Origin of the sequence: Providencia sp. Me31A (genome assembly GCF_050487165.1) — a bacterium.
Classification (GTDB): Bacteria; Pseudomonadota; Gammaproteobacteria; order Enterobacterales; family Enterobacteriaceae; genus Providencia.
In genome coordinates this window covers 46,754-69,727 of sequence record NZ_JBKQGZ010000004.1, presented here as the reverse complement: position 1 = coordinate 69,727, position 22,974 = coordinate 46,754, and the positions used below count along the sequence as shown (strand labels likewise).

20 protein-coding genes and 1 riboswitch are annotated in these 22,974 nt (G+C 40.5%); of the genes, 12 read left to right on the top strand and 8 right to left on the bottom strand.

What is annotated here, in order from left to right; translation table 11 throughout:
• Positions 1 to 17: 17 nt before the first annotated feature.
• Positions 18 to 509: an arginine repressor gene (locus ACLPIE_RS04270; RefSeq protein WP_430259996.1), complete on the top strand. Its 492-nt coding sequence runs from the start codon at positions 18 to 20 to the stop codon at positions 507 to 509.
• Between the two features lie 681 nt (positions 510 to 1,190).
• Here the strand turns inward: ACLPIE_RS04270 and ACLPIE_RS04265 are convergent.
• A complete protein-coding gene (locus ACLPIE_RS04265) occupies positions 1,191 to 1,481 on the bottom strand; it encodes a hypothetical protein (protein WP_430259994.1) in 291 nt (96 codons plus the stop codon).
• A gap of 1,129 nt (positions 1,482 to 2,610) precedes the next feature.
• On the opposite strand from ACLPIE_RS04265, the gene ACLPIE_RS04260 reads away from it, so the two are divergent.
• Positions 2,611 to 2,934: a hypothetical protein gene (locus ACLPIE_RS04260; protein ID WP_430259993.1), complete on the top strand. Its 324-nt coding sequence runs from the start codon at positions 2,611 to 2,613 to the stop codon at positions 2,932 to 2,934.
• 115 nt (positions 2,935 to 3,049) lie between these two features.
• On the opposite strand, the gene ACLPIE_RS04255 is transcribed toward ACLPIE_RS04260, so the two are convergent.
• On the bottom strand, positions 3,050 to 4,678 hold the full coding sequence (locus ACLPIE_RS04255; protein ID WP_430259991.1) for an FGGY-family carbohydrate kinase: 1,629 nt from the start codon (positions 4,676 to 4,678) through the stop codon (positions 3,050 to 3,052).
• Between the two features lie 44 nt (positions 4,679 to 4,722).
• Positions 4,723 to 5,451: an SDR family oxidoreductase gene (locus ACLPIE_RS04250; RefSeq protein ID WP_430259989.1), complete on the bottom strand. Its 729-nt coding sequence runs from the start codon at positions 5,449 to 5,451 to the stop codon at positions 4,723 to 4,725.
• A gap of 235 nt (positions 5,452 to 5,686) precedes the next feature.
• On the opposite strand from ACLPIE_RS04250, the gene ACLPIE_RS04245 reads away from it, so the two are divergent.
• Positions 5,687 to 6,715: a LacI family DNA-binding transcriptional regulator gene (locus ACLPIE_RS04245; protein WP_430259987.1), complete on the top strand. Its 1,029-nt coding sequence runs from the start codon at positions 5,687 to 5,689 to the stop codon at positions 6,713 to 6,715.
• 66 nt (positions 6,716 to 6,781) lie between these two features.
• On the opposite strand, the gene fetB is transcribed toward ACLPIE_RS04245, so the two are convergent.
• Both fetB and fetA read right to left on the bottom strand, forming a co-directional pair.
• Positions 6,782 to 7,561, bottom strand: a complete 780-nt coding sequence (fetB, locus tag ACLPIE_RS04240) for an iron efflux ABC transporter permease subunit FetB (RefSeq protein WP_430259985.1) — start codon at positions 7,559 to 7,561, stop codon at positions 6,782 to 6,784.
• Between the two features lie 12 nt (positions 7,562 to 7,573).
• Positions 7,574 to 8,224: an iron efflux ABC transporter ATP-binding subunit FetA gene (fetA, locus tag ACLPIE_RS04235; RefSeq protein WP_430259983.1), complete on the bottom strand. Its 651-nt coding sequence runs from the start codon at positions 8,222 to 8,224 to the stop codon at positions 7,574 to 7,576.
• A 497-nt stretch (positions 8,225 to 8,721) separates the two neighbouring features.
• On the opposite strand from fetA, the gene ACLPIE_RS04230 reads away from it, so the two are divergent.
• On the top strand, positions 8,722 to 9,486 hold the full coding sequence (locus tag ACLPIE_RS04230; protein WP_430260248.1) for an SDR family oxidoreductase: 765 nt from the start codon (positions 8,722 to 8,724) through the stop codon (positions 9,484 to 9,486).
• 175 nt (positions 9,487 to 9,661) lie between these two features.
• Here the strand turns inward: ACLPIE_RS04230 and tkt are convergent, their stop codons facing one another.
• Together tkt and rpiB are read right to left on the bottom strand one after the other, a co-directional pair.
• Positions 9,662 to 11,677: a transketolase gene (tkt, locus tag ACLPIE_RS04225; RefSeq protein ID WP_430259981.1), complete on the bottom strand. Its 2,016-nt coding sequence runs from the start codon at positions 11,675 to 11,677 to the stop codon at positions 9,662 to 9,664.
• Between the two features lie 32 nt (positions 11,678 to 11,709).
• Positions 11,710 to 12,162, bottom strand: coding sequence for a ribose 5-phosphate isomerase B (rpiB, locus tag ACLPIE_RS04220; RefSeq protein WP_430259979.1), 453 nt, complete (start codon positions 12,160 to 12,162; stop codon positions 11,710 to 11,712).
• Positions 12,163 to 12,487: 325 nt separating this feature from the next.
• On the opposite strand from rpiB, the gene ACLPIE_RS04215 reads away from it, so the two are divergent.
• From ACLPIE_RS04215 to crcB, 6 genes are all read left to right on the top strand, one after another.
• Complete coding sequence (locus ACLPIE_RS04215) at positions 12,488 to 13,600, top strand: MDR/zinc-dependent alcohol dehydrogenase-like family protein (RefSeq protein WP_430259977.1); 1,113 nt, start codon at positions 12,488 to 12,490, stop codon at positions 13,598 to 13,600.
• Positions 13,601 to 13,728: 128 nt separating this feature from the next.
• Positions 13,729 to 15,000, top strand: a complete 1,272-nt coding sequence (locus tag ACLPIE_RS04210; RefSeq protein ID WP_430259975.1) for an MFS transporter — start codon at positions 13,729 to 13,731, stop codon at positions 14,998 to 15,000.
• Between the two features lie 12 nt (positions 15,001 to 15,012).
• Complete coding sequence (locus ACLPIE_RS04205) at positions 15,013 to 16,014, top strand: dihydroxyacetone kinase subunit DhaK (protein ID WP_430259973.1); 1,002 nt, start codon at positions 15,013 to 15,015, stop codon at positions 16,012 to 16,014.
• An 11-nt stretch (positions 16,015 to 16,025) separates the two neighbouring features.
• Positions 16,026 to 16,679 carry a dihydroxyacetone kinase subunit DhaL gene (gene dhaL, locus ACLPIE_RS04200; RefSeq protein ID WP_430259971.1) on the top strand — a complete coding sequence of 218 codons (654 nt, stop codon included), beginning with the start codon at positions 16,026 to 16,028 and terminating at the stop codon, positions 16,677 to 16,679.
• A gap of 158 nt (positions 16,680 to 16,837) precedes the next feature.
• Positions 16,838 to 17,800, top strand: coding sequence for a sugar-binding transcriptional regulator (locus ACLPIE_RS04195; RefSeq protein WP_430259969.1), 963 nt, complete (start codon positions 16,838 to 16,840; stop codon positions 17,798 to 17,800).
• 279 nt (positions 17,801 to 18,079) lie between these two features.
• Positions 18,080 to 18,149: riboswitch (Fluoride riboswitch) on the top strand.
• 110 nt (positions 18,150 to 18,259) lie between these two features.
• Complete coding sequence (crcB, locus tag ACLPIE_RS04190; protein WP_430259967.1) at positions 18,260 to 18,640, top strand: fluoride efflux transporter CrcB; 381 nt, start codon at positions 18,260 to 18,262, stop codon at positions 18,638 to 18,640.
• A gap of 264 nt (positions 18,641 to 18,904) precedes the next feature.
• Here crcB and ACLPIE_RS04185 read toward each other — a convergent pair whose 3' ends face one another.
• Positions 18,905 to 19,855 (bottom strand): sugar-binding transcriptional regulator, encoded by a 951-nt coding sequence (locus ACLPIE_RS04185; protein ID WP_430259965.1) that lies wholly within the window; start codon positions 19,853 to 19,855, stop codon positions 18,905 to 18,907.
• Positions 19,856 to 20,032: 177 nt separating this feature from the next.
• On the opposite strand from ACLPIE_RS04185, the gene dalD reads away from it, so the two are divergent.
• Together dalD and xylB are read left to right on the top strand one after the other, a co-directional pair.
• Positions 20,033 to 21,421 (top strand): D-arabinitol 4-dehydrogenase, encoded by a 1,389-nt coding sequence (gene dalD, locus ACLPIE_RS04180; RefSeq protein ID WP_430259964.1) that lies wholly within the window; start codon positions 20,033 to 20,035, stop codon positions 21,419 to 21,421.
• An 11-nt stretch (positions 21,422 to 21,432) separates the two neighbouring features.
• Positions 21,433 to 22,902, top strand: a complete 1,470-nt coding sequence (xylB, locus tag ACLPIE_RS04175) for a xylulokinase (protein ID WP_430259962.1) — start codon at positions 21,433 to 21,435, stop codon at positions 22,900 to 22,902.
• The last annotated feature ends 72 nt before the right edge of the window (positions 22,903 to 22,974 follow it).

Here is a 22,974-nt window from a genome sequence, read left to right as displayed (position 1 = left end):
TACGAGAGGAAATGACAGTGGATATACTTCATCTATTATCTAAGCATGAACAACGACTCCTTGAAATATGTAAAAATTTAATTGAACATAAGTGTTATCATACTCAAATACAGCTATGTTATGACCTTAGAAAAAATGGATTTAAATCTATCAGTCAATCTACGGTATCTCGTTTACTAAAGCACCTTGGTGCTATAAAAATAGTTAATTCTAAAGGGGAAAAAATTTATATAATTAATTCTGAGGGTTTGCCTAAGCCAAATACTGAGCATCCAATTAGTGAAATGGTGATTAATGTAGAATATAACAGTAACTTTATATTAATTTATACTAATTCAGGTTATGGGAAGGCAATTGCTAAGATATTAGATTATTATGCAATTGCAGATATAATTGGGATTATAGCAAATAGTAATGTGGTGTGGGTGACGCCTAAGGATACCCACAAAATAGAATATATATATCGTTGTATAAGACGTATTTTTTGTGAAAAAAATAATTCTAACTAATTAGAGATTATATTAACGTGAAATTTAAATAAACATATTTCGTTGAAATCAATCTGTTTTTACTGGTAAATGAAAAATACGAGTAATAATCAAAAAATACTGAATATTCAATAGGTTTTTAGATTTTGTATATGATAGTTGGTACTGTGGCAAATACTTCAGGATTTTGAATATTATTGATGAAAGAACACGTGAGTGTCTGAAAATTAATAGAAGATTGTCAAAACAAATTTGCGTGGACAATGGACATGAATTTATTTCAGTAGAATTATGCCTTATTTAGCCTGATAAATTTCAAAAACAGTTTTATCGAACAATTTAATGGTTCATTTTGATGTGAATTTTTTAATACGTATTTGTTTGGCTCATTGAGCCAAGTTTGTGAGTTAGTCTATTTTTTTCTGTAAGATTATAATTAAAATCGGACTCCTTAAAGTTTAAATCCTCTCTTCTAAAACATGTCGTAAACAGGCAGGAAACTCTAATTTGAAGTATCTCAATTAATGGGAAATCGATAAAACCCATTAAAAGAGTTTTTTAGAATGAAAGTGTCTACACGTTGGCCATGCTATAGCGTGTTTAAGCACTTTTATCTATCTTTTAATATATTTTTTATTGGACATGTTGATTATCGATGGATATGAAAGGCCTCATGATGGGGCCTTTTTTACGGCTATCGTTTCATAGCTTTTGAAATAACTTCTGTCGCGCTATATAACGCTGTTCAGCGGCGGTCAAATACTGTTCAATAGTTGAGTAGATATGTTGATGCTGTTCAGCAAGTATAGGATCATGATCTAGTGTACTAGATGTTTGCTGTATTAACTCAATTAGATAGTCATGAACACTATCAAATTGGTTTGCAACATTAGTATAGTAATATTGATAGACATAAGATTCTTGAGAGTGACTTATATCTACGCCGTTCTTGATGTTGTTGGTTGCCAATAATAGTAATTGAATATTTGTCATGGTTTACCCTTTTCATGCGAAAGTCAATGCTACCTGACTTTGAATAATTATTTTGTCAATATTGGTCGGATAATTTTAGGTATTGCATGGGAGGTAAATGCTTATAAGAATATTCTGTAAATTTCGTTACTTGAGATACCTAAAAGTGATTAGAAAGTGATTTTTATCTATTTTAAATAGGGAATAACTATTAATTTATCGTTAAATATTCTTATGGGTTTTTGTTAAATTCTTGTTAAGTGTCTTTTTTTATTCTGTATTGAATAAGAGTTTGTTCTTTTTTAATGTTAAATATGTGTTTATTATCAATGGGTTACTTTCTGTGGGTTTTGAGTGTTTTATATTTTCGCTAAAGAATTATGTAAAATAAGCAAGGCTATTAAGGGACAGCTGTAGTGTTCAAGAAAATAATTATCCTTATCAACTAAAATATTTGATATTTAAACTAATAGATTGAATTTTAAGATATATTATTCTTGAGATTTGCTTTTTTTACTCATTTTAAATAGTGTTTAGTACAAGTAAAAAATGAATTTATATAAAAATCACTCATTTATAGTGTATTTGCACGCATAAATTGAGTTAATTAATAATTAGACATGCTTTTTATTAAACTGAGTTATTTAATCATATATTTTCCCTGTTTAATATTAAGCAGTAATTAACAATTAAGGCTTATTATTGTTTCATTAGAGGTTGATTTGAAACTTTTCTTGTGGGAAAAATACAAATTGAAACAGTTATTCTTTTGAGTATTATTTATATCCTTAACTGAACACTGGTATACTTACACGCTTAATAGGTAAAATGAAGTGTAAATACGAGTAGTGGATGTAAATCTAATTGTATCTATTTGTTTCGATGATTGTTGCTGAAGAAAATGGTAATGTGAAAAATTGAGCTATCTAATAAGGTTATCTTAAGTGGGTATTCACCTACGCTCTTCAATTAATTATTATTTATTTACAATTAACTAAAAATAACTAAATAAGTATTTTTCCAGAAGGTGCAGTTATGCCATTTGGGTAAGTAGCTATATTTTGTATTTATGAGAGCTTGAAATATGAACATTATAAAATTGCTCACAATATTATTGTTAACTGGGGGCTCTTTTATTCTGGGGGTGACGATGAACTATGCTCCAACTCCAGATTTAGTAAAGATGGCACAAAGTAACGTAGAAGATTATCTGTCGTATCCAGAGTCAGCGTCATTTAAAAATGTGAAGTATAATTTCATTCGTCAAACACCTGATAAAGGTGATTTAGGCTATGTCTGTGGTGAAGTATTTCGTATAAAAAATGAAAGGTTGGAAGGGTACAAAAGGTTTATTGTGAAATCGTATAGCAGTAAAGATGGACGAGTTTCAATGTCAATTCCAATGGTTGAGGGAGACTATGATTTGTTACCAAAGGAAGTGGTAAATGATTTATGGGAAAAATATTGTTTCTGATAGTTATGTGATGAAGAATTTTGCACCATCAGCCACACTGTAATAAGTCAAGATTGCTTACTGAGAAAAAGAAGAAAATCACTGAATGACTTTCTTCTTTATTTTTGAGAGATAATTAACCTTTTAATTCCCTTGCGCACTGTTGTAAACGTAAAAATGATGCAAAACGGGTATCGTGTCGCGTTTTGTAATCCTCGTTTGCATGGTAAGTTAAATCGATTGCACTAAATCTTTCCATAGCGTGTGCAACATCTTTACATACGTTTCCAGCCACAGCACCTAGAATAGCAGAGCCTAGTAATACAGGCTCGCTTGCCTGTGTTGATATTACAGGTACGCCACAAGCATCCGCAAGAAGCTGGCGGATCAGAGGGTGCTGACCAGCACCACCACTAACGACAATGTTTTCAATTGTAGCACCTGATTTGGCCTGCGCTTCAATTATTTGCCTCAATCCATAGCCAATCCCACACACACCTGCAATGTAAAAAGAAAGTAAATTCTCTATACTGTTATCCATGGTTAGACCTGCGATGACAGCTCTTGCATGGGGATCGGCAAATGGTGCTCTGTTACCTAAAAACTCAGGAACAACATGTATTTTTTCTGCTAACTCAACAGATTGAGAAGCACTGGCTGCTTTTTCTAAAACTAAATCTGCCAACATAACAGGCAATGGCTTTCCTTGCTCTTTAGCTATGAGTTTAGCTTGTGTACTGGCGGGATGTAGAGAAAGTAATTGATCTATAGCGGCCCCCGCCGCACTTTGACCGCCCTCATTTAGCCACATGCCGGGAACCATTGCACTAAAGTAAGGCCCCCAAACACCGGGTATAAACACAGGTTCTTTTGTGGTTGTCATGGTGCAAGAAGACGTACCAAACACATAAGCCATATTGCTCGTGGCATCGCCGTTGATACCAACAGTACCAATCCCTCCTGCATGGGCATCAATCATCCCTGCAGCAACAGGCGTACCGGCTAATAACCCCATTTGTTGTGCAGCTTGTTCTGTTAGGCCTGAGCCACAGGGGGTACCGGGTTCAACAATTTGCTGGCCAATACGTTCAAAGTTTTCATTAGCCAGCTCGGCTAAACCGATTTGATGGAAATAGTCTGAATCCCAACGTTTTTCATGGGCAAGATATGTCCATTTACAGGTGACTGTGCAAGTAGATCGCGCTAGTGAACCTGTCGATTTCCATGTTAGAAAATCAGCTAAGTCAAAAAATTGCCATGCATTGTCGTAGCTTTGGCGTAAGTTTTCTTTGAGCCATAATATTTTCGGTGTTTCCATTTCTGGGGAAATTTTACCCCCAACATAATTGAGAACAGGATGTTTTAACTGGTTTATACGTTCGGCTTGTTCAGTGGCTCGATGATCCATCCACACAATAATGTTGCGTTCAGCTAAGCCCGATGGGCTAACGGTGACAGGTTGTTTATCATGGCCGATAACAACTAATGAACAGGTGGCGTCAAAGCCAATTCCGACGACTTGCTCTGGCTGAGCGCCAGAGGATGCCATGGATTGTTTTACGCAATAACAAACGGCTTCCCATATTTCATTACTGGATTGCTCGGCAAAGTGTGCACTATCACGAAAAAGTGTGATGTCATGTTTGGCGGATGCTAACATGTTGCCTGACATGTCAAATACACCTGCACGAGCACTTCCCGTACCCACATCGATACCGATAACTACGTTTTCGTTATTTTTTAATTGAGCTGTAGGATTACGCATTGTTCCTCCAAGGTGTTAGCTGCAATAAATTGCAAGATGACAAGTTAGAGATCGACACTGTTAGGTACAATAACCAGATCACGGACTGTGACATTTTTGGGACGAGTTAACATAAACAGCACTGCTTCTGCGACTTCAATAGGCTGCATTAAGCTACCGTTGGCTAAGGCTTCTTCCATTTTTTCTTTTGGCCAATCGTCTAATAATGCAGTAACAACAGGGCCCGGTAATACAGCTCCAACACGCACACCATGCTCAGATACTTGGCGGCGAGTAGAGTGGACGAAAGCTTGAACGGCAAATTTTGACGCGGTGTAAATCGGCTCCCAAATTACAGGAACGACACCTGCAATTGAACTGGTGAACAATACGTCCCCAGATTTTTGAGCAATAAAGTGAGGTAATACGGCACGAACACAACGGAAAGCAGCATTGATGTTTAAATTCAATACGTTATCCCAAACGTCAGGGTCACCTTCAGCGACAGGGCCACCAATATAAGCGCCAGCATTAGCATGGAAAATATCTAAGCGTCCTGCTTTTTGTAAAATAGCATCAAGCATCCCATCGACTTGTTCTGGCTTCATCAAATCGACAACTAATGGGATTGCATTCTCTCCGAGCTCAGCAACTAATTGGTTCAACCTTTCTTCCGCGCGGTCAATCAGCACAACTTTTGCACCAGCTTTGATTAGGGTACGAGCACATTCAAGACCGATACCGGAAGCTGCCCCTGTGATTGCTGCGACTTTGTTTTCAATGGAAATGGCCATAGTTTTACTCCAATCGGATATATTAGCGAAATGTAACAATAAAAAGCGTATGAAATCAATGTAATGACAACGAGTCACAAGAATGGATAGGTGCCTGCATAGGATGGATTGATACTGTTAGTTTTGCATTATATCAATTCATGCTTCATCAATTTCAATATTGCTCAATCGATGTAGCAGTATTGCGACTTTTCGACTTTGGTGTCAAGCTAGTAAAAAATGGAGATATAAATCTGTGACCAAGATCAGACAAAATAAGAAAACAACGATCTATGACCTTGCAGAACTGGCAGGGGTTTCAGCCAGTGCAGTAAGCGCTGTGCTCAACGGTAATTGGCAAAAAAGGCGAATTAGCGCACAACTTGCACAGAAAGTGATCCGTATTGCGAAAGAGCAAAATTATTCGGTGAATAAACAGGCCAGTTTATTACGCAGCAATAAATCGAAAATCATTGGTATGCTAGTGCCAAAATACGATAACCGTTATTTTGGTTCTATCGTTGAACATTTTGAGGAAATGGCTCGTGAAAGGGGGTTGTTTCCGATCATTACGTGTACTCGACGCGACTCTAAATTAGAGATTGAGGCCGCACGAGCAATGCTGTCTTATCAGGTGGATTGGTTGATTTCAACAGGGGCGACGAATCCAGATAAAATCACTGAAATTTGCCAAGCTTCTGGTGTGCCAACCTTAAATTTAGATTTGCCGGGGAAGTTAGCTCCATCGGTGATCTCAGATAATTATCTTGGTGCTAAAACGCTGACTCAGCGAATTTTACGTAAACAAAAAATACAGCAATCTCAGCGTGAGGCGCTGATTTTTATTGGTGGGCGTGAACATGACCATAATACGCATGAACGTATTCGCGGGTTTATTGATGCTCACAATGAGTTGAAAATAACTGTACCAAGGGAAAATATACTCGCATGCGGCTATGCCCCCGAAAAAGCAGAAAAGGCGTTATCTGTTTTTTTTGAGAAACATAACAATGACTCGCAGAAAATTGCGCAATGTGGCCTATTTATCAATTCGACCATCTCATTAGAAGGCGTGATGCGTTGGTTAGGAAATAAAGGATATACGGGGTTAAAGCAGCCAAATTTAGGGTGTTTTGACTGGGACCCTTTTGTTGCATTGTTAGGCAATGATATTGAAATGGTTAAACAAGATGTCCCAACTATGTTAGATCATATCTTTAAATTGATTGATAGCGAGAATAGTCAAGCGCAATTGATAGAAGTTTTACCTGTTGGAATTGGTTAGCTTGCTTGAATTTGCAAAAGAGGGGGCCGCTTGAAGTTAAAATAATTTCCAAGCGGCAACGATAATTTATGATTTATTCAGGGTGGTTACTAATAATTGATGGCGCTGGTTATAAAATTTCATGTAAGTCATGTAACCTGCCAAAATAGTGGAAAGGCTCGCTGTTCCTAATAGCATAAACGTCACCATAATCTGGTACTTAACGGCTTGTAATGGGTCAACGCCGGCAAAAATTAAACCAGACATCATACCGGGAAGGCTAACAATCCCCACCGTTTTTGCAGAATCTACCGTTGGTATCAATGAGGCACGAATACTATCGCGAATAATTGCCGCCGACGCAATTTTAGGTGTGGCTCCTAGACTTAACATTTCTTGAATTTGTTGTTGTTGACTTGCAAAGCGTTGGCCTAAGTTATTAAAGCATAATCCCACGGCAATCATAGCATTACCTGCAATCATGCCTGTAATCGGAATGACTTGCATTGGCGTAAATGCAATGGCATCAGTCAAAATTAGAATGAGAAGAGTGAGAAAAGTACCTGATGTAATTGCAATGAGTGCTGTTAGATAGATTTTCTCGATATATTTACTTCTTTTTTTTGCATTCCACGCCGCATTGACACAAATGAACATCACTAACGCGATAGTGAGCAATTCATGATTAACATTAAAGATATATTTTAAAATATAACCCGCTATCAGTAACTGAATAATCGCTCGGAAGGTACTCCAGATAATATCTTTTTCAAGGGACAGTTTTTCTTTTTGGCTAATGAAAATTGCCACTAGGACTAACAGGATAGAAAATGTCAGTGATTCATTAGAAATAGTTGGTTGATGCACGGTAATATCCTATTATTCAGCTTTATGAACGGGAAGAGTAATAGCTTCATTTGCATGAGATATTTCATCTTGGTCATGAGTCACCCATAACACGCCGATTTTTTTATCAGTCACAAGGTGATGAATAAAGTCATTGACCTTAATTTTATTTTCTTCATCAAGTGCGCTGGTAATTTCATCTAATAGCAAAACTTGTGGTAGAAATTGTAAATTACGAATTAAAGAAATACGCTGTTTTTCTCCTCCAGAAAGCTCATTAATACCTTTTTCCAAGATAGTTTCTGGTAATGTAAAATATTGCAGGTCATTGAGTACCTTATTTTTATCAAATGGTAATTTTCTTATTTGATAAGGGAAAGCTAAGTTGTCATAGACCGTTGAACCAAATAGCGTTGGTGTCTGAGTGCAATAGGATACTTGTTGGCGATAATTTTCTGGTGAAATAGTATTGATGTCCTTTCCTTGAAACGAAATCGTTCCTTGTGTTGGAGCGATCAATGAAGCGACAATTTTTAATAAGGTGCTTTTCCCACAACCGGAAGGCCCCGTGATTAACTTGAAATCACCTGCCTGTAAGTTAATCTGCACATTATTAAGAATTGTTTTCCCATCAATGATATAACCTATGTCCTTCAATTGTAGCAGTAAATGATTTTTTTCCATGTTATCTGAGACCTATTAAGCGAACGGTGCGATAGTGCGAATGATATTCATTTCATTATTTTATCTGATATGAACGCACTAACGTTGTTCCACATCAATTTAGAGATACCTAATATTATGCGCCAGATATTGGGAAATTTACACATGTATCATGACAGGGATGGTCAAATAACGCTCAGATAACGGGTGATATGACTAGCGTGATGTTATATGACGGGAATATACGTTTTTAATGAATATTCGTAATTGGCTATTAGAATAAACAAATAATCAAATTTTTATTTATTATGAACATTTGTTATTTATTATTTTTCTATTGATTTAATATGAGAAGTAGCGCAACTTTTTTAAATGATAATTATAGATATTAAAGCGTAATAATATTATATTGGAAATACGAAACAATTAAATCTCTATCGAATGGTATGATGCTAATTTGCATAATATTATTTTTCTTATACTTATTATTAAATATCACATCATGATGTTAAGGAACTATAATGAATGAATTTAGTGGCTATAACACCAACTTTTCACTTGATGGCAAAGTGGCATTAGTCACTGGTGGTGCGGCAGGCATTGGGCTGGCTATTGCACAATTGTATGTGGAAAAAGGCGCCAAAGTTGCTTTGGTTGATAAGTCAGACAAGGTGATGGATATCGCCAAAGAGTTAAAAAATACGATTGGTATTCAATGTGATATAACCAATGCAGCTTCGGTATCTAAAATGGTTCAACAGGTGATTCAACACTATGGCGCGCTTGATATCGCGGTGAATAGTGCTGGGGTCGTTGCGTTGGCTCCTGCTGAAAATCTAACAGAATCTGATTGGGATTTGACGATGAATGTCAATTTAAAAGGGACGTTTCTTGTTTGCCAAGCAGCGGGTAATGTTATGATTAAACAAGGAAAAGGGAAAATCATTAACATGGCATCACAAGCGGGGGTTATTGCCTTAGACCAACATGCGGCTTATTGTGCTAGCAAGGCGGCTATCATTGGTTTAACGCAAGTTTTAGCCCTTGAGTGGAGCCCTAAAGGTGTTCAAACTAATGCAATTTCGCCTACGATTGTCATGACCGATCTTGGCAAAAAAGCATGGGAAGGGCCAAAAGGTGATGCTATGAAAGAACAAATTCCGGCTAGGCGTTTTGCAGAGCCATCAGAAATTGCGGCCTGTGCACTATTTTTAGCCAGTGAAGCGTCAGATATGATCACGGGACATAATCTAGTAATTGACGGTGGATATAGTATTCAATAATCATTATTAGCTTTAATAAAAAAGCGAATAGATATTAATATTCGCTTTTTTATAGTTTATTTTAATTGGAAATGTATTGATTAAAACGTCAGCTAAAAAATAAGCCAAATAACAATCATATTATTTGGCTTGTAATAAATAATTACAAAGTAGGATAACGAATATTGAATTAATATTAGTTTTCAATATTTTCTTTTAATAATGAAAGTGACATAGTGACTAAGTTATCGACTGTAAAACCAAAGTAGTCAAATAACTGCTCCGCAGGGGCCGACTCACCAAAACTAGTCATTCCCATAATTAACCCGTCAAGCCCAACATATTTTCGCCAATAATCACTGATACTAGCCTCTATCGCAATACGTTGGCGAATCGCATTTGGTAATACGCGTTGTTTATACTCTTCTGGTTGTTTATCAAAAGTGTCAGTTGACGGCATGGAAACGACGTTTATCTTGAAGCCTTGAGCCGTAAGGTCATCCCATGCTTCGATAGCTAAAGTGACTTCAGAGCCTGTTGCAATTAATATTAAATCAGGCTCCGAGCTATTGCTGCGTAAAATATAGCCGCCACGCTGAATATTCGCTAACTGTTCGGGGCTGCGGTGGGGTTGCTGTAAGTTTTGGCGTGATAGTACCAATGCAATTGGCGTTTGCTCCGTTAAGATAGCCTGTTGCCACGCAACAGCCGTTTCCACTTGGCAACAAGGACGCCATACCGAAAGGTTCGGTGTGGCACGCAAAGAAGCAAGTTGTTCAACAGGCTGGTGGGTAGGTCCATCTTCACCTAGCCCAATTGAGTCATGCGTATAAACCAGTACTTGCGGCAATTTCATCAGTGCTGCCATGCGAACTGCATTTTGCGCATATTCACTAAACATTAAGAATGTGGCGGTATAAGGACGAAAGCCACCGTGCAAACAAATACCATTGGCAATCGCTGTCATGCCAAATTCTCGTACACCATAATGAATATAATTTCCCGATGGCTGCTGGTTAATAGGAATAGAACCAGACCAGTGGGTTAAGTTACTTGGGGCTAAATCCGCAGAACCACCAATGAGCTCGGGTAATATAGGGCCAATCACATTCAGTGTGTTTTGTGATGCTTTGCGTGTCGCTATGCTTTCTGGATTATCATTAAGTTGATGGATGTATTCATCCATCACTGAGTTAAATGAATCAGCTAGTTGGTTGGATAAACGTTGATGCAATTGTGTTGCTAACTCAGGGTATTGTTTGGCGTATTCCCTTACTCGCTGTTCCCAACGCAATTGTTGCTCAGCACCACGTTCTATAGCACTCCAAAGTTGATATATGTCTTCAGGGATCTCGAATGGTGGGTATGCCCAACCCAATTGTTGGCGAGTTAAAGCTATCTCTTCTTGCCCAAGTGGGGCTCCATGTGAAGCGGCAGTCCCCGCTTTATTGGGAGAACCATACCCGATTGTGGTGCGGCAAATAATTAATGTTGGTTTAGCCGTTTGTTGGTGTGCTTGTTCGATAGCGGCTTTAATAGCAGGGCGTGAATGGCCATCTATGGAACGGATTACATGCCAGCCATAGGCTTCAAACCTTTTTGCGGTGTTATCGGTAAACCAGCCTTCTGTATCCCCATCGATAGATATACGATTATCATCATAAAAAGCAATCAGTTTATTAAGCTGAAGAGTACCTGCGAGAGAGCAAGCTTCGTGGGAGATCCCTTCCATTAAACAGCCATCACCTAAGAACGTGTAGGTAAAGTGGCTAATAACGGGAAAACCGGTACGATTGAATGTAGCGGCCAATGTTTTCTCGGCAATGGCCATTCCTACTGCGTTGGCAATACCTTGTCCAAGGGGGCCTGTGGTCGTTTCAACCCCGAGTGTATAACCTAGTTCTGGGTGGCCGGGGGTTTTTGAATGCAGTTGTCTAAATTGTTTTAAGTCTTCTATGGAGACATCGTATCCAGTTAAATGAAGTAGGCTATATAACAACATAGAAGCATGACCATTGGATAGCACAAAACGGTCACGATTAGGCCAGTTAGGATCAGCAGGATTATGCTGTAAGTAGTCTCGCCAGAGCACTTCGGCAATATCAGCCATCCCCATCGGGGCTCCGGGGTGGCCCGAATTGGCTTTTTGTACCGCATCGATAGCCAGGAATCGAATGGCATTGGCCAGTTTATTAGGTGTTTGTGTACACATGCAAAGCTCCTGAAAATATTTAGTACGTAAAACTAACGTTCCCCATTTTCATATTCACTAATGCGTGCTACTTTTGGCGCTGAACGACCCCCTTCATAGTGGGAAGCGAGCCACGTATCGACGATGGTTTTCGCCAGCTCAGGGCCAATAACACGAGCGCCGAAGGTAATAATCTGTGCATCATTACTTTTTTGAGCACGTTCTGCCGAGTAGGTATCGTGGCATAGGGCTGCGCGGACCCCCGTTACTTTATTAGCAACAATAGACATACCAATACCTGTTCCACAAATTAAAATCCCACGCTGGTGTTTACCTTGATTGATTGCAGTTGCCACAGCATGGGCAACATCAGGGTACATTTCATCTTCTACCCCTGTATTTAAGCAGTAATCGGTGACTTCAATGTTTAGCGACTCTAAGTGCGCTTTAATCAAATCTTTCATTTCAAATGCAGCGTCGTCAGCACCAATGGCAATAGATTGCATGATAGAGATCCTTATAATTGAACAAAAGTTCATTAGCTATTCAAATGTACTATTTCAAAAATAGAATCTTATGAACAAATAATCAATAGGTGAGCATATGTTTTTACTTTAGTGATGCTTGATTTTGTGATCTCTAGCCTTAAATTTCCTTTTTTTGGCAGTAAATGCAAAAAATAGTCTATTTATGGCTATTTAATAAGAATATTTGCACTGAATCACACTTTGAAACTCTGGTTATGGGCAATGATGAACAAAAGAAGGTATGGTTAATTTGTATCTTCATTGAACTAATGTTCATTTAAAAAAAACCACAGAGGATAGAACTATGTGTGAACACTGTGATTCAAAAGCAACCATGAGCGAAGGCATTCCGGAAAAAATGAAAGCTGTGGTGGCTTATGCACCGAAAGATTACCGCTTAGAAACAGTCAATGTGCCAACAATTAGTGAAGAAGAAATTTTAGTCCGTGTAGAAGCATGTGGTATTTGTGCGGGTGATGTGAAAGCCTTTGAAGGTGCACCAAGTTTTTGGGGAGATGCAGATCAGCCAGCCTACATTAAAGCACCGATGATCCCAGGACACGAGTTTATTGGTCATGTGGTTGGATTTGGGTCAAAAGTTGAAGGTTTTGCATTAGGTGACCGTGTTATCTCTGAGCAAATTGTGCCTTGTTGGGAATGTCGTTTCTGTAAACGTGGCGAGTACTGGATGTGTGAAAAACACGACCTATATGGCTTCCAGAACAATGTAAACGGCGGGATGGCTCAGTACATGAAGTTTACCAAAGAGGCGATTAACTACCATGTTCCTGTTGATATGCCAATTGAAAAAGCCATCTTGATTGAGCCATATGCCTGTTCTTTGCATGCAGTGCAACGTGCCAATATTAAATTAGGCGATGTGGTGGTGTTGTCGGGTGCAGGAACCCTTGGGCTCGGAATGATTGGGGCGATTAAAAAGTCCGGTGCGGGCAAACTCGTGGTATTGGATTTATTTGATAAACGCCTTGAATTAGCCAAAGAGTTTGGTGCCGATATCGTGCTAAACCCGAAACGCGATGATGTCGATAAAATAATTAAAGGCATGACGGATGGTTATGGCTGTGACATCTATATTGAGGCTACGGGTGCGGGTAAATCGGTAGAACAGGGACTGAAAATGATCCGTAAACTTGGCACATTTGTCGAATTCTCTGTATTTAAAGATCCTGTGACGGTTGACTGGAGCATTATTAGTGACCGTAAAGAACTGGACTTATTAGGTTCCCACCTAGGCCCATACTGCTACCCATTAGTGATTGAAGGGATTGGTAACGGTGATTTCCCAACCAAAGGCGTCGTGACCGATATCCTACCGTTAGATAAATTCGCGGAAGGCTTCTCGATGATGGCGCAGGGCGATCCACATATTAAAGTGGTTCTTGACCCGAACCTGTAATGCTGTAGTGGGTTCAAAAACATCAAATATAAAAATATAACGATAAAAATTGGACCTGAATAAATGTCACCCTACCAAGGCTTAATATTCAGGTCCAAACCCAGCGAACAAGCACTGAGGTTAACAATATGATAATCAATAAATTGTCTAAAGTAACGGGATTTTCTCCAAAGTTGCTACTTGGCTATTTTGGTGTCCTAATCTTTATGATGGGTGAAGGTTTAGAACAGGGGTGGTTATCACCTTTCATTATTAATCGTGGAATGACGATTGAAGAATCTTCACTTCTATTTAGTGTATATGGTTTTTGTGCAGCGGTTGCCGCATGGTTATCTGGGGTGCTCGCTGAAATTTATACCGCCCGTCGGGTGATGATTTTGGGCTTTATGATGTTTGTCATAGGCTCAATTATTTTCTTATCAGTGGGACTACCGAGTAACAGTTTATCTATCATGATCCCAACTTATGCGTTACGTGGATTTGGTTATCCCATGTTCGCTTATGGTTTTTTAGTTTGGGTTGCGTATGAGGCCCCGATTAAGAAACTAGGTTCCGCAGTAGGTATTTTCTGGTTTGTTTATAGTGGCGGGCTAGGGGTTTTAGGGGTGATGTATTCAAGCTATGCATTACCCGTTTTAGGTGAAATGGCGACGTTATGGAGTGGATTAATTTTTGTCACCATAGGGGCATTTATTGCGATTGCCCTTAATCACACCAAAGCAGGGGATACACAAGAAAAACCAAAAGAAAAAGTATCGTTTAGCTATGTGTTTAAAGGGATCACTATTGCATTTGAAAACCCCAAAATTGGTTTAGGTGGGATTGTTAGAACCATAAATACTTCAGCCGCTTATGGTTTTGTGATCTTCATGCCAATGTTTCTTGCTGATTTTGGTTTTTCCCGTACGGAGTGGTTACATATCTATGCTGCGCTTTGGACTGTGAATATTGCCTTTAACCTAATCTTTGGTGTTGTAAGTGACCGTATTGGCTGGCGCAATATTGTGATTTGGTTTGGTTGTGTGGGCTGTATGCTCTGTACCTTGATGTTTTATTACGTGCCATATTATTTCGGACATAGCTATGTCTTGATGATGATTGCAGCAGGCTTATTTGGTGCGTGCCTCGCAGGATATGTACCACTTTCAGCCATCATGCCAAGTTTAGCACCTGAAAATAAAGGTGCTGCAATGTCAGTACTGAACTTAGGCGCAGGGTTAAGTACTTTTGTTGGTCCTGCATTGGTGGGGATCTTTATTAGTACTGTCGGGGCACTCGGCGTGATTTGGATCTTCTCAGGGCTGTATCTACTTAGTGCCATATTGATGAAATTTATTACTGTACCGCAAGAACTGCTTGACCAGTCGGCGAACATGCAGCTAACACCAGAAAATAAGTAAAATGAGGGAATTATGAATAGAATCATTAATGAACCTGATCTTGTAGTTGAAGACGCTATTCAAGGCTATTTGAAAGCGCACCCTGAATATTTTGCGCCAACTGATAATGCGCGTGTATTGAAGTATCCGAAGGCGCCAGTACAAGGCAAAGTCGGCATTGTAACAGGAGGCGGCTCAGGCCATGAACCTGCATTTTTAGGTTATGTGGGTGAAAATATGTTAGATGCAGTGGCAATTGGTGAAATTTTTTCGTCACCAACCGCAGGGGCATTCTTAGATGCTTTTAAAGCCGCTGACAGTGGTGCTGGCGTGGCTTGCTTATATGGCAACTACGCGGGCGATAACATGAACGTGAAAATGGCGATGAAAAAAGCTGAAAAAGCGGGCATGAAAATAAAGACTGTCGTGGCGACAGACGATGTTGCGTCAGCACCAGCCAGCGAAAAAGAAAAACGTCGTGGTGTTGCGGGCGAAATTTTGATGTGGAAAGTGGGCTCTGCTGCGGCAAGTCAGGGTTATGACCTCGATGGGGTGATCAATGTGGCACAAAAAGCCATCAATAATTGCCATTCTATTGGTGTGGGACTGACTTCTTGTACTATTCCTGCGGTAGGTCACCCGAATTTCCATATTGAAGATGGCATGATGGAGCTAGGAATTGGCCACCACGGTGAGCCGGGCATCGATATTATGCCTATTCAATCGGCGGCCCAAATGGCACAAACCATGTTAACGCCAATTTTAACAGATATGCAGGCAAAACAAGGGGATGAAGTTGTTGTACTCGTTTCTGGTTTAGGTGCGACGCCAGTGATGGAGCTTTACATTTACTACGCTGAAGTTGAAAAACAGCTAAGTGAAAAAGGGGTTCGCATTGTGCGTAATTATGTTGGCAATTACTTTACATCATTAGAAATGATGGGTGTGACTCTGACATTAATGAAAGTAGATGATGAATTGAAAACATTAATGGATGTACCTGCTTATTCATTAGGTTTAACTCAAGTAAAGTAAAGGAGTGAGTTATGCAAGTTATATCAACGGATTGCGGTAATGAAATTACCCTTGATTTAGTGAAAGTCATTGTGTCGAACCGTGAATACCTCAGCGAAATTGATGGTGCTATTGGTGATGGTGACCACGGGATCAACATGGCGAAAGGTTTTAATATCTGTGCTAAAGCGATTGAAGGTCGCCAATTATCGTTAAGCGAAGGGTTTGAAGAAATTTCAGATGCGTTGATGGAAGGTATCGGCGGCTCAATGGGGCCATTGTATGGCAGCTTCTTTATGGGAATGTCAGACAGTATTTCAGGGAAAAACACGTTATCACAACAAGATTTTCTCGAGATGCTACAAAATGGCTTATCTGAGCTACAAGATATTAGTAGTGCCACGGTGGGAGACAAATGCTTGATGGATACCTTGATCCCCGCAATTAATGCCTTTGAAGAGGCAACAAAGTCAGGGAAAAACTTCAAGCAAGCTCTGGATGACATGCAGGCTGCGGCAGTAGCTGGTCGTGATTCAACGCTCGATCTTGTGGCAAAAATTGGCCGAGCAAGTCGTCTTGGGGAGCGCTCTCGGGGCGTGCTAGATGCGGGAGCAACATCTTGCTGCCTATTACTCTGCCAGTTGGCTCAAAGTGTTGAAAAACAGAGCACCTTAACTAAAGCATAACCGTTTTATATCACTCTTTCGTGGATATATAGTCAAAAATTATTGTTATATATCCACTCTCTTTTCCAACTCACTTATTAATTGCCACCAGAAACGCTATACTAAAACCTTATTACCCTTGTTGCGATTAACACCAATAAAGAGGAAACCACGACCTTATGGATAGATCACAAACATCTTCCGATATCGAGCTGCTGACTGAAATTGCGATTGCTTATTATCGTGATGAAATTACTCAGGAAGAGATCGCCAATAAGTTTGGTATATCACGCATTAAGGTGGGCCGTTTATTAAAACGCGCAAAAGAAGAAGGGATAGTTGAAATCAATGTTCGTTATCATCCTATTTTCAGTACTCAGCTAGAGCAACAACTGCTTTCTCGTTTTCCAATTTCCCGCGCATTGATTGCATTAGACCATCCAGATGAAGAAGAACAGCGTTACCAAGTTGGTGCTTTAGTCGCAAATTATTTATCAACGACATTGCGCGATAATATGATTGTCACGGTTGGGCAAGGGCGTAATGTGGCGGTAGTTGCCGATAGTGGTGGCGCAGTACCTGAAAAAGATTGTCGCTTTATTTGTGGAATTGGGGGAACGCATCGGCCGGGGGATTCGATTAATGCGGATCATATTAGTCGCCGATTGGCCAAAAAATTCGGTGGAACCAGTGAAACCTTATATGCGCCAGCTTATGTTGAAAATAACGAATTAAAACAATTTTTTATGAAGAATGGAACCATTAAGGAAACCTTAGATCGCGCTCGTAAAGCGGATATTGCCTTAATTGGTATTGGTGACATGAATGAAGATAGCTATATGGTGAAACTAGGTTGGTTTACTCCGCGTGAAATTGTTGATGCTAGCTTAAATCAAGGAGTGATCGGCGATATTGCTGGCTATGATTTTTTTAATGCCCAAGGGCAGCATGTTGATACCGTAATGAACGACCGCGTGATAGGCTTAAGTATTGATGAACTAAGGAAAATTCCATGTGTGATAGCCATTGCATCAGAGTCATCAAAAGCGATGGCTATCATGGGGGCATTGCGCACGGGAGCGATTGATATTATTGCCACGAGTGCGAGTAATGTGCGGACGATTTTAAAAATGTCCCAATAACTCGTCATACTTCAAGCTGTCGCGTTGTTGACCGCGTTCATTCGCACTAGTCACATACTTATGTATGCTCCTAGCGACTCATTCGCTTGTCGCCTAGCTACAACTTGAATTATTTAGAGTATTTATTTGTCATACTTCAAGCTGTCGCGTTGTTGACCGCGTTCATTCGCACTAGTCACATACTTATGTATGCTCCTAGCGACTCATTCGCATGAGTCATATATTTTTATTGTAAAATAGGTTTACATCAGTTAATTAGTTGCCTTATTATTTTTATGTAAACCTTTGGGAGATGGCATTCCTCCTGACGTAAAACCGCCCGTTGAGGGCTGATGATGCCTACGTTAACCTTTTCATTTGATGGGGTACGTAGGTATTATGTGCCCTGAAATTAGGGCATGAATGATCTAACAGGAAACTTTCCTTTCATTTATCCCACAGACATTAAAGGAAGTTTCTATGTACGTCTCTTTATTTGCAATCGCAATTGGTTCCGTTCTGGGTGGATGGCTAAGATGGTTTGTTAGCTTAAAACTCAATCACCTTTATCCCCATATTCCTCTTGGTACTGTTGCCGTTAACTTAATCGGTGGTTTTGTCATTGGTTTTGCAATTTCTTATTTTGCCAGTGCCAATATCAGCCCTGCCTATAAGTTATTTATTGTCACGGGTTTTTGTGGCGCATTCACCACTTTCTCAACGTTTTCTCTCGAAGTACTTGTTTTAATCCAAGAAGGTAAGCTAGGCTTTGCCATCAGCACTATTGCTATCCATGTTATCGGTGCGTTGGTATTCACTTTACTCGGGATGTTGTGTCATAACTGGCTGACACAGGGGTGAAGTCGATAGCCTACTAATTTTGTCACAATTGCTAATAGCACCGTGGATAAGCAGCAAAACGCTACACCGTAGGGCAAGGTACTCGGAACATTGAAAAACGAAAATCCGATGTATTTCATTATTGCTGTGCCTGTTGCAACAACTTAGATTTGGAATCTAATGATACTGATATTAGCAAATTAGGCAGTTACATAATCAATATTGTTCCGTCGTCGCTAATATCTAAAATCACTCAAGCGACCTTAGACCGCTTGAGTTTAATGGCTAATTATTCGCTAATAATTGATGGGCTGTCGCTTCATCGGTCACGAGTCCGGTGACCCAACTACCATTTAATACCGCTTGGATAGCTTGGGTTTTATGAGCCCCGCCTGCAAAAGCAATCACTGGTTTGTTTGGCGGGGTGAACAGAGGAACGCTAGTGTGAGTATCATCTAGCGCCGTTGACAGTCGTTCCCCATTGGCTTGAATAAAATGCCCTAACAGTTCCGCCGCAACGCCTTTTTCTTTCAACATTTCCAATTGCTCATCAGTGACAAAGCCTTCTGAATTTAATGGACAGCCTTTACCTACCTCGCCAATACCAATGAAGGTGATATCTGCATTCAGGGCTTTTTCTGTGACTTCTTTATAGACACGGTGCTGGCACCACATTGCTTTATCTTCTGGATCATCGGCATACAGTGGTGCAGGTAAAATATAGTGGCGGCATTGCAGCTTCTCCGAAAAACGTAGGGGAATATCATAACGCGTTGCTGAACTGTCACGGGCGATAGCACCAATTAATGAAACACATTGATGCTGTGGCGTTTCTAAATAAGGTAGAGCATCAATAATACTGCGTAATGTTCGGCCAGAACCTATACCAATGACTTGAGGTTTATCTGTCTCGATTAACTGAGCCATTAATTCGGCACCTGCCACAGAAATCATATCCAGTGTTGAGTCAGTATCTAGCAGACCTGATGGGACGACAACGCAATGGGTTAGTCGGTATTTTTGTTGGATCTCATTGGCCAATCGCAAACATTCGGTGACTGGGTGAGTGATTTGAACATGAACCATGCCTTGCTCTTTTGCCAATGAAATGAGGCGCTGTGCGACTTGCCGCGATAAGCCCAGTTCATGAGCAATTTCTTGTTGAGTTTTGCCCGCCACAAAATACAGCCACGCTGCACGTGCGGCTTGTTCCATTTTTTTCAATTCTTTCTGCATGGACGCTCTCCTGCTTTTTTACTTATTGTAATTCTGGGCAATTGCTTATTAAAAGGGCAAAAGTTAATACTGTGAGCATTATCGCAGTAATTCTACTCAAATTGAAACTAAAATATAACAAACGGGCATATGCCCACAAAAATAGCAAATATTTACTTTTTAGGTTAAGGGGTCACAATGCTAAAGCAGAAATCAGTGTGGATGCACATCGGTGCTGGGTCATTTCATCGTGCTCATCAAGCGTGGTATTTACATCGCCTGTGTCAGCAAGGGGATGACAGTTGGTCAATTGCATTAGGTAACATTCGTAATGATGCGAACGCATTACTGGATAACTTAGCTAAACAAAATGGTGAATACACACTTGAAACCGTTTCGCCAGAAGGAGAGCGCCAGTACGAAAAAATCACCTCGGTGCGTAAGGTATTGCAGTGGGATGAAAATTTAAGCCAATTAGTCGAACAAGGCCGTGATAGAGCAACTCGAGTGATTGCTTTTACTGTTACGGAAGCGGGGTATTATTTAACGCCTCAACATCAACTAGATGTAGAGCAATCGGATATTAAAGCCGACTTAGCTGGCGAAATGTGCACGATCTACGGTGCCTTAACGCAAATTCTGCGTGCACGTTTAGCCGCTCATGGTGAACCTGTAACCTTGTTAAATTGTGATAATTTACGCCATAACGGTGAACGCTTCAGACACGGTTTTTTATCATTCTTACAGTTAAAAGGTGAAAAAGAGTTATATCAGTGGGTGAAAGAGCATACCCGTTCCCCGAATACCATGGTAGATAGGATCACGCCTCGTCCAACACCAGATGTGGCTGAACGTGTAAAACAGCATACAGGTTGGGATGATAAAGCCCCTGTGATGGGGGAAGCATTCATTCAGTGGGTGATTGAAGATGACTTTATTAATGGCCGTCCTGCATTAGAAAATGTAGGTGTTGAGATGGTGGAGTCAGTTTTACCTTGGGAAGAGGCGAAAATTCGTATTCTGAATGCCAGCCACAGTTGTATTGCTTGGGCTGGCACATTGATTGGCTTGAATTTTATTGATGATAGCACTCGCGAATCTGCAATCAAGCAAATGGCGTGGAACTATGTCACACAAGATGTAATCCCTTCATTATCGCCAAGCCCGTTAGATTTAGCGCAGTACCGTGATGTGGTATTGGATCGTTTTAGTAATCCATACATTAAAGACACCAACCAACGTGTTGCCGCAGATGGGTTATCTAAAATCCCCGGCTTTATCACACCGACCCTGCAAGAATGTTATCAACGCAATCAAATTCCAGCGGCCACTGCGGTGTTGCCTGCTTTATTCTTCGTATTTTTACAGCGCTGGGCTCAAGGTAAATTACCGTATGAGTACCAAGATGGTGTGCTGGATGTCGAATACTATCAGTCGTTGATGAACGCAAGTGATGCGTTGGCGCAATTTGTGTCGAGTGAAATGTTATTTGGTTCACTGGCAAGTTCAACGCAATTTCATGAACTTATGCAAAAAACAGTGGCGGATGTTGAACGCTGGTTACAATCACCAAAGCAGCCTCTGTAAGGAGAAGGTCCATGTATCTTGGAATTGACCTCGGCACATCAGAACTCAAGGCGGTTCTTATTAATGCTCAGGGTGAGATTATTGCCTCAAGCCATATGGCTTTGACTGTGCAAAGGCCATATCCTCAGTGGGCAGAACAATCGCCGGATAGCTGGTGGGAGGCTACGAATGCAGTTGTTGCGACATTGCGTCAAAAAGCCCCTGAAGCATGGGCTGCCGTTAAAGGGATTGGCTTATCGGGACAAATGCATGGTGCAGTCCTGCTTGATGACCAAAACCAAGTGCTGCGTGACTGCATTTTATGGAATGACACCCGTAGTGCAAAAGAATGCGAATGGTTGATGGAAAATCATCCTGAGTTTTTAACGATTGGAGCCAATCTGGTTATGCCGGGTTTTACCGCACCTAAATTATTGTGGGTAGCGCGTCACGAGCCTGAAACCTTCCAAAAAGTGGCTAAAGTATTGCTGCCGAAAGATTATTTACGCTGGAAAATGACGGACTTATTTATCAGTGAAATGTCGGATGCATCGGGCACATTATGGCTAGACGTTGCAAAACGTGATTGGTCAGATGAATTATTAGCCGCGACAAATCTAACGCGTGAACAGATGCCTTCCTTAGTCGAAGGTGCTGAAAAAAGTGGGGTGTTACGTGCTGACCTTGCATCACAATGGGGGTTAAGTGCTGACGTGATTATCGCTGGTGGTGGGGGCGATAACGCAGCTTCTGCTGTTGGTGTTGGTGCGGTTAATGAAGGGGACGCATTGATTTCCCTTGGAACATCCGGTGTCATTTTTGTGGTTAATAATCAACTACAAGCGGCTCCTCACCAAGGTGTTCACGCCTTTGCTCACGCATTGCCTAACCGTTGGCACCAAATGAGTGTGATGCTAAGTGCTGCCAACTGCCTACGCTGGCTCTGTCAGTTGCTTTCTACGACTGAAAATCAACTGATGGACGAAGTTGGTCAATTGACCGAACAGCAAAAAAAACAATCGCCAGTGTTTTTACCTTACCTTTCAGGGGAGCGAACGCCTCATAACGACCCTTATGCAATGGGTTCTTTTTTTGCATTAAAAAATGAAACAACGCGTGCTCAACTAGGTTATTCCGTCATTGAAGGTGTGACCTTTGCGTTAGCAGATGGTATGCAAGTGCTTAAACAAACAGGGACGCAAGTGAGTCGTTGTAGTTTAACAGGCGGTGGTGCACGTAGTCCTGTTTGGGCGCAACTTATTGCGGATGTCATTGATATACCAATAGTGACGCACCCAGCCAGCTCTTCCGGCGCATTAGGTGCGGCGCGTTTAGCGTGGCTGGCAAATGGTGGCGACACAGCAATGGTGTGTCAAAAACCTGATGTCTTAGAAACGTATTCACCACAAAAACAGCACCAAAATTGGTTAAATCAACGGCTTGAGGTGTTCCGTTTATTATACCAACAGCAAAAACAAGCAAGAGAATTACTGCCACAGTAAGTCAGTATGGCGGTATTTCCCTACTCACCGCCATCACTGTTATCTCTCGTGATTGATTAAAATAACAAAATG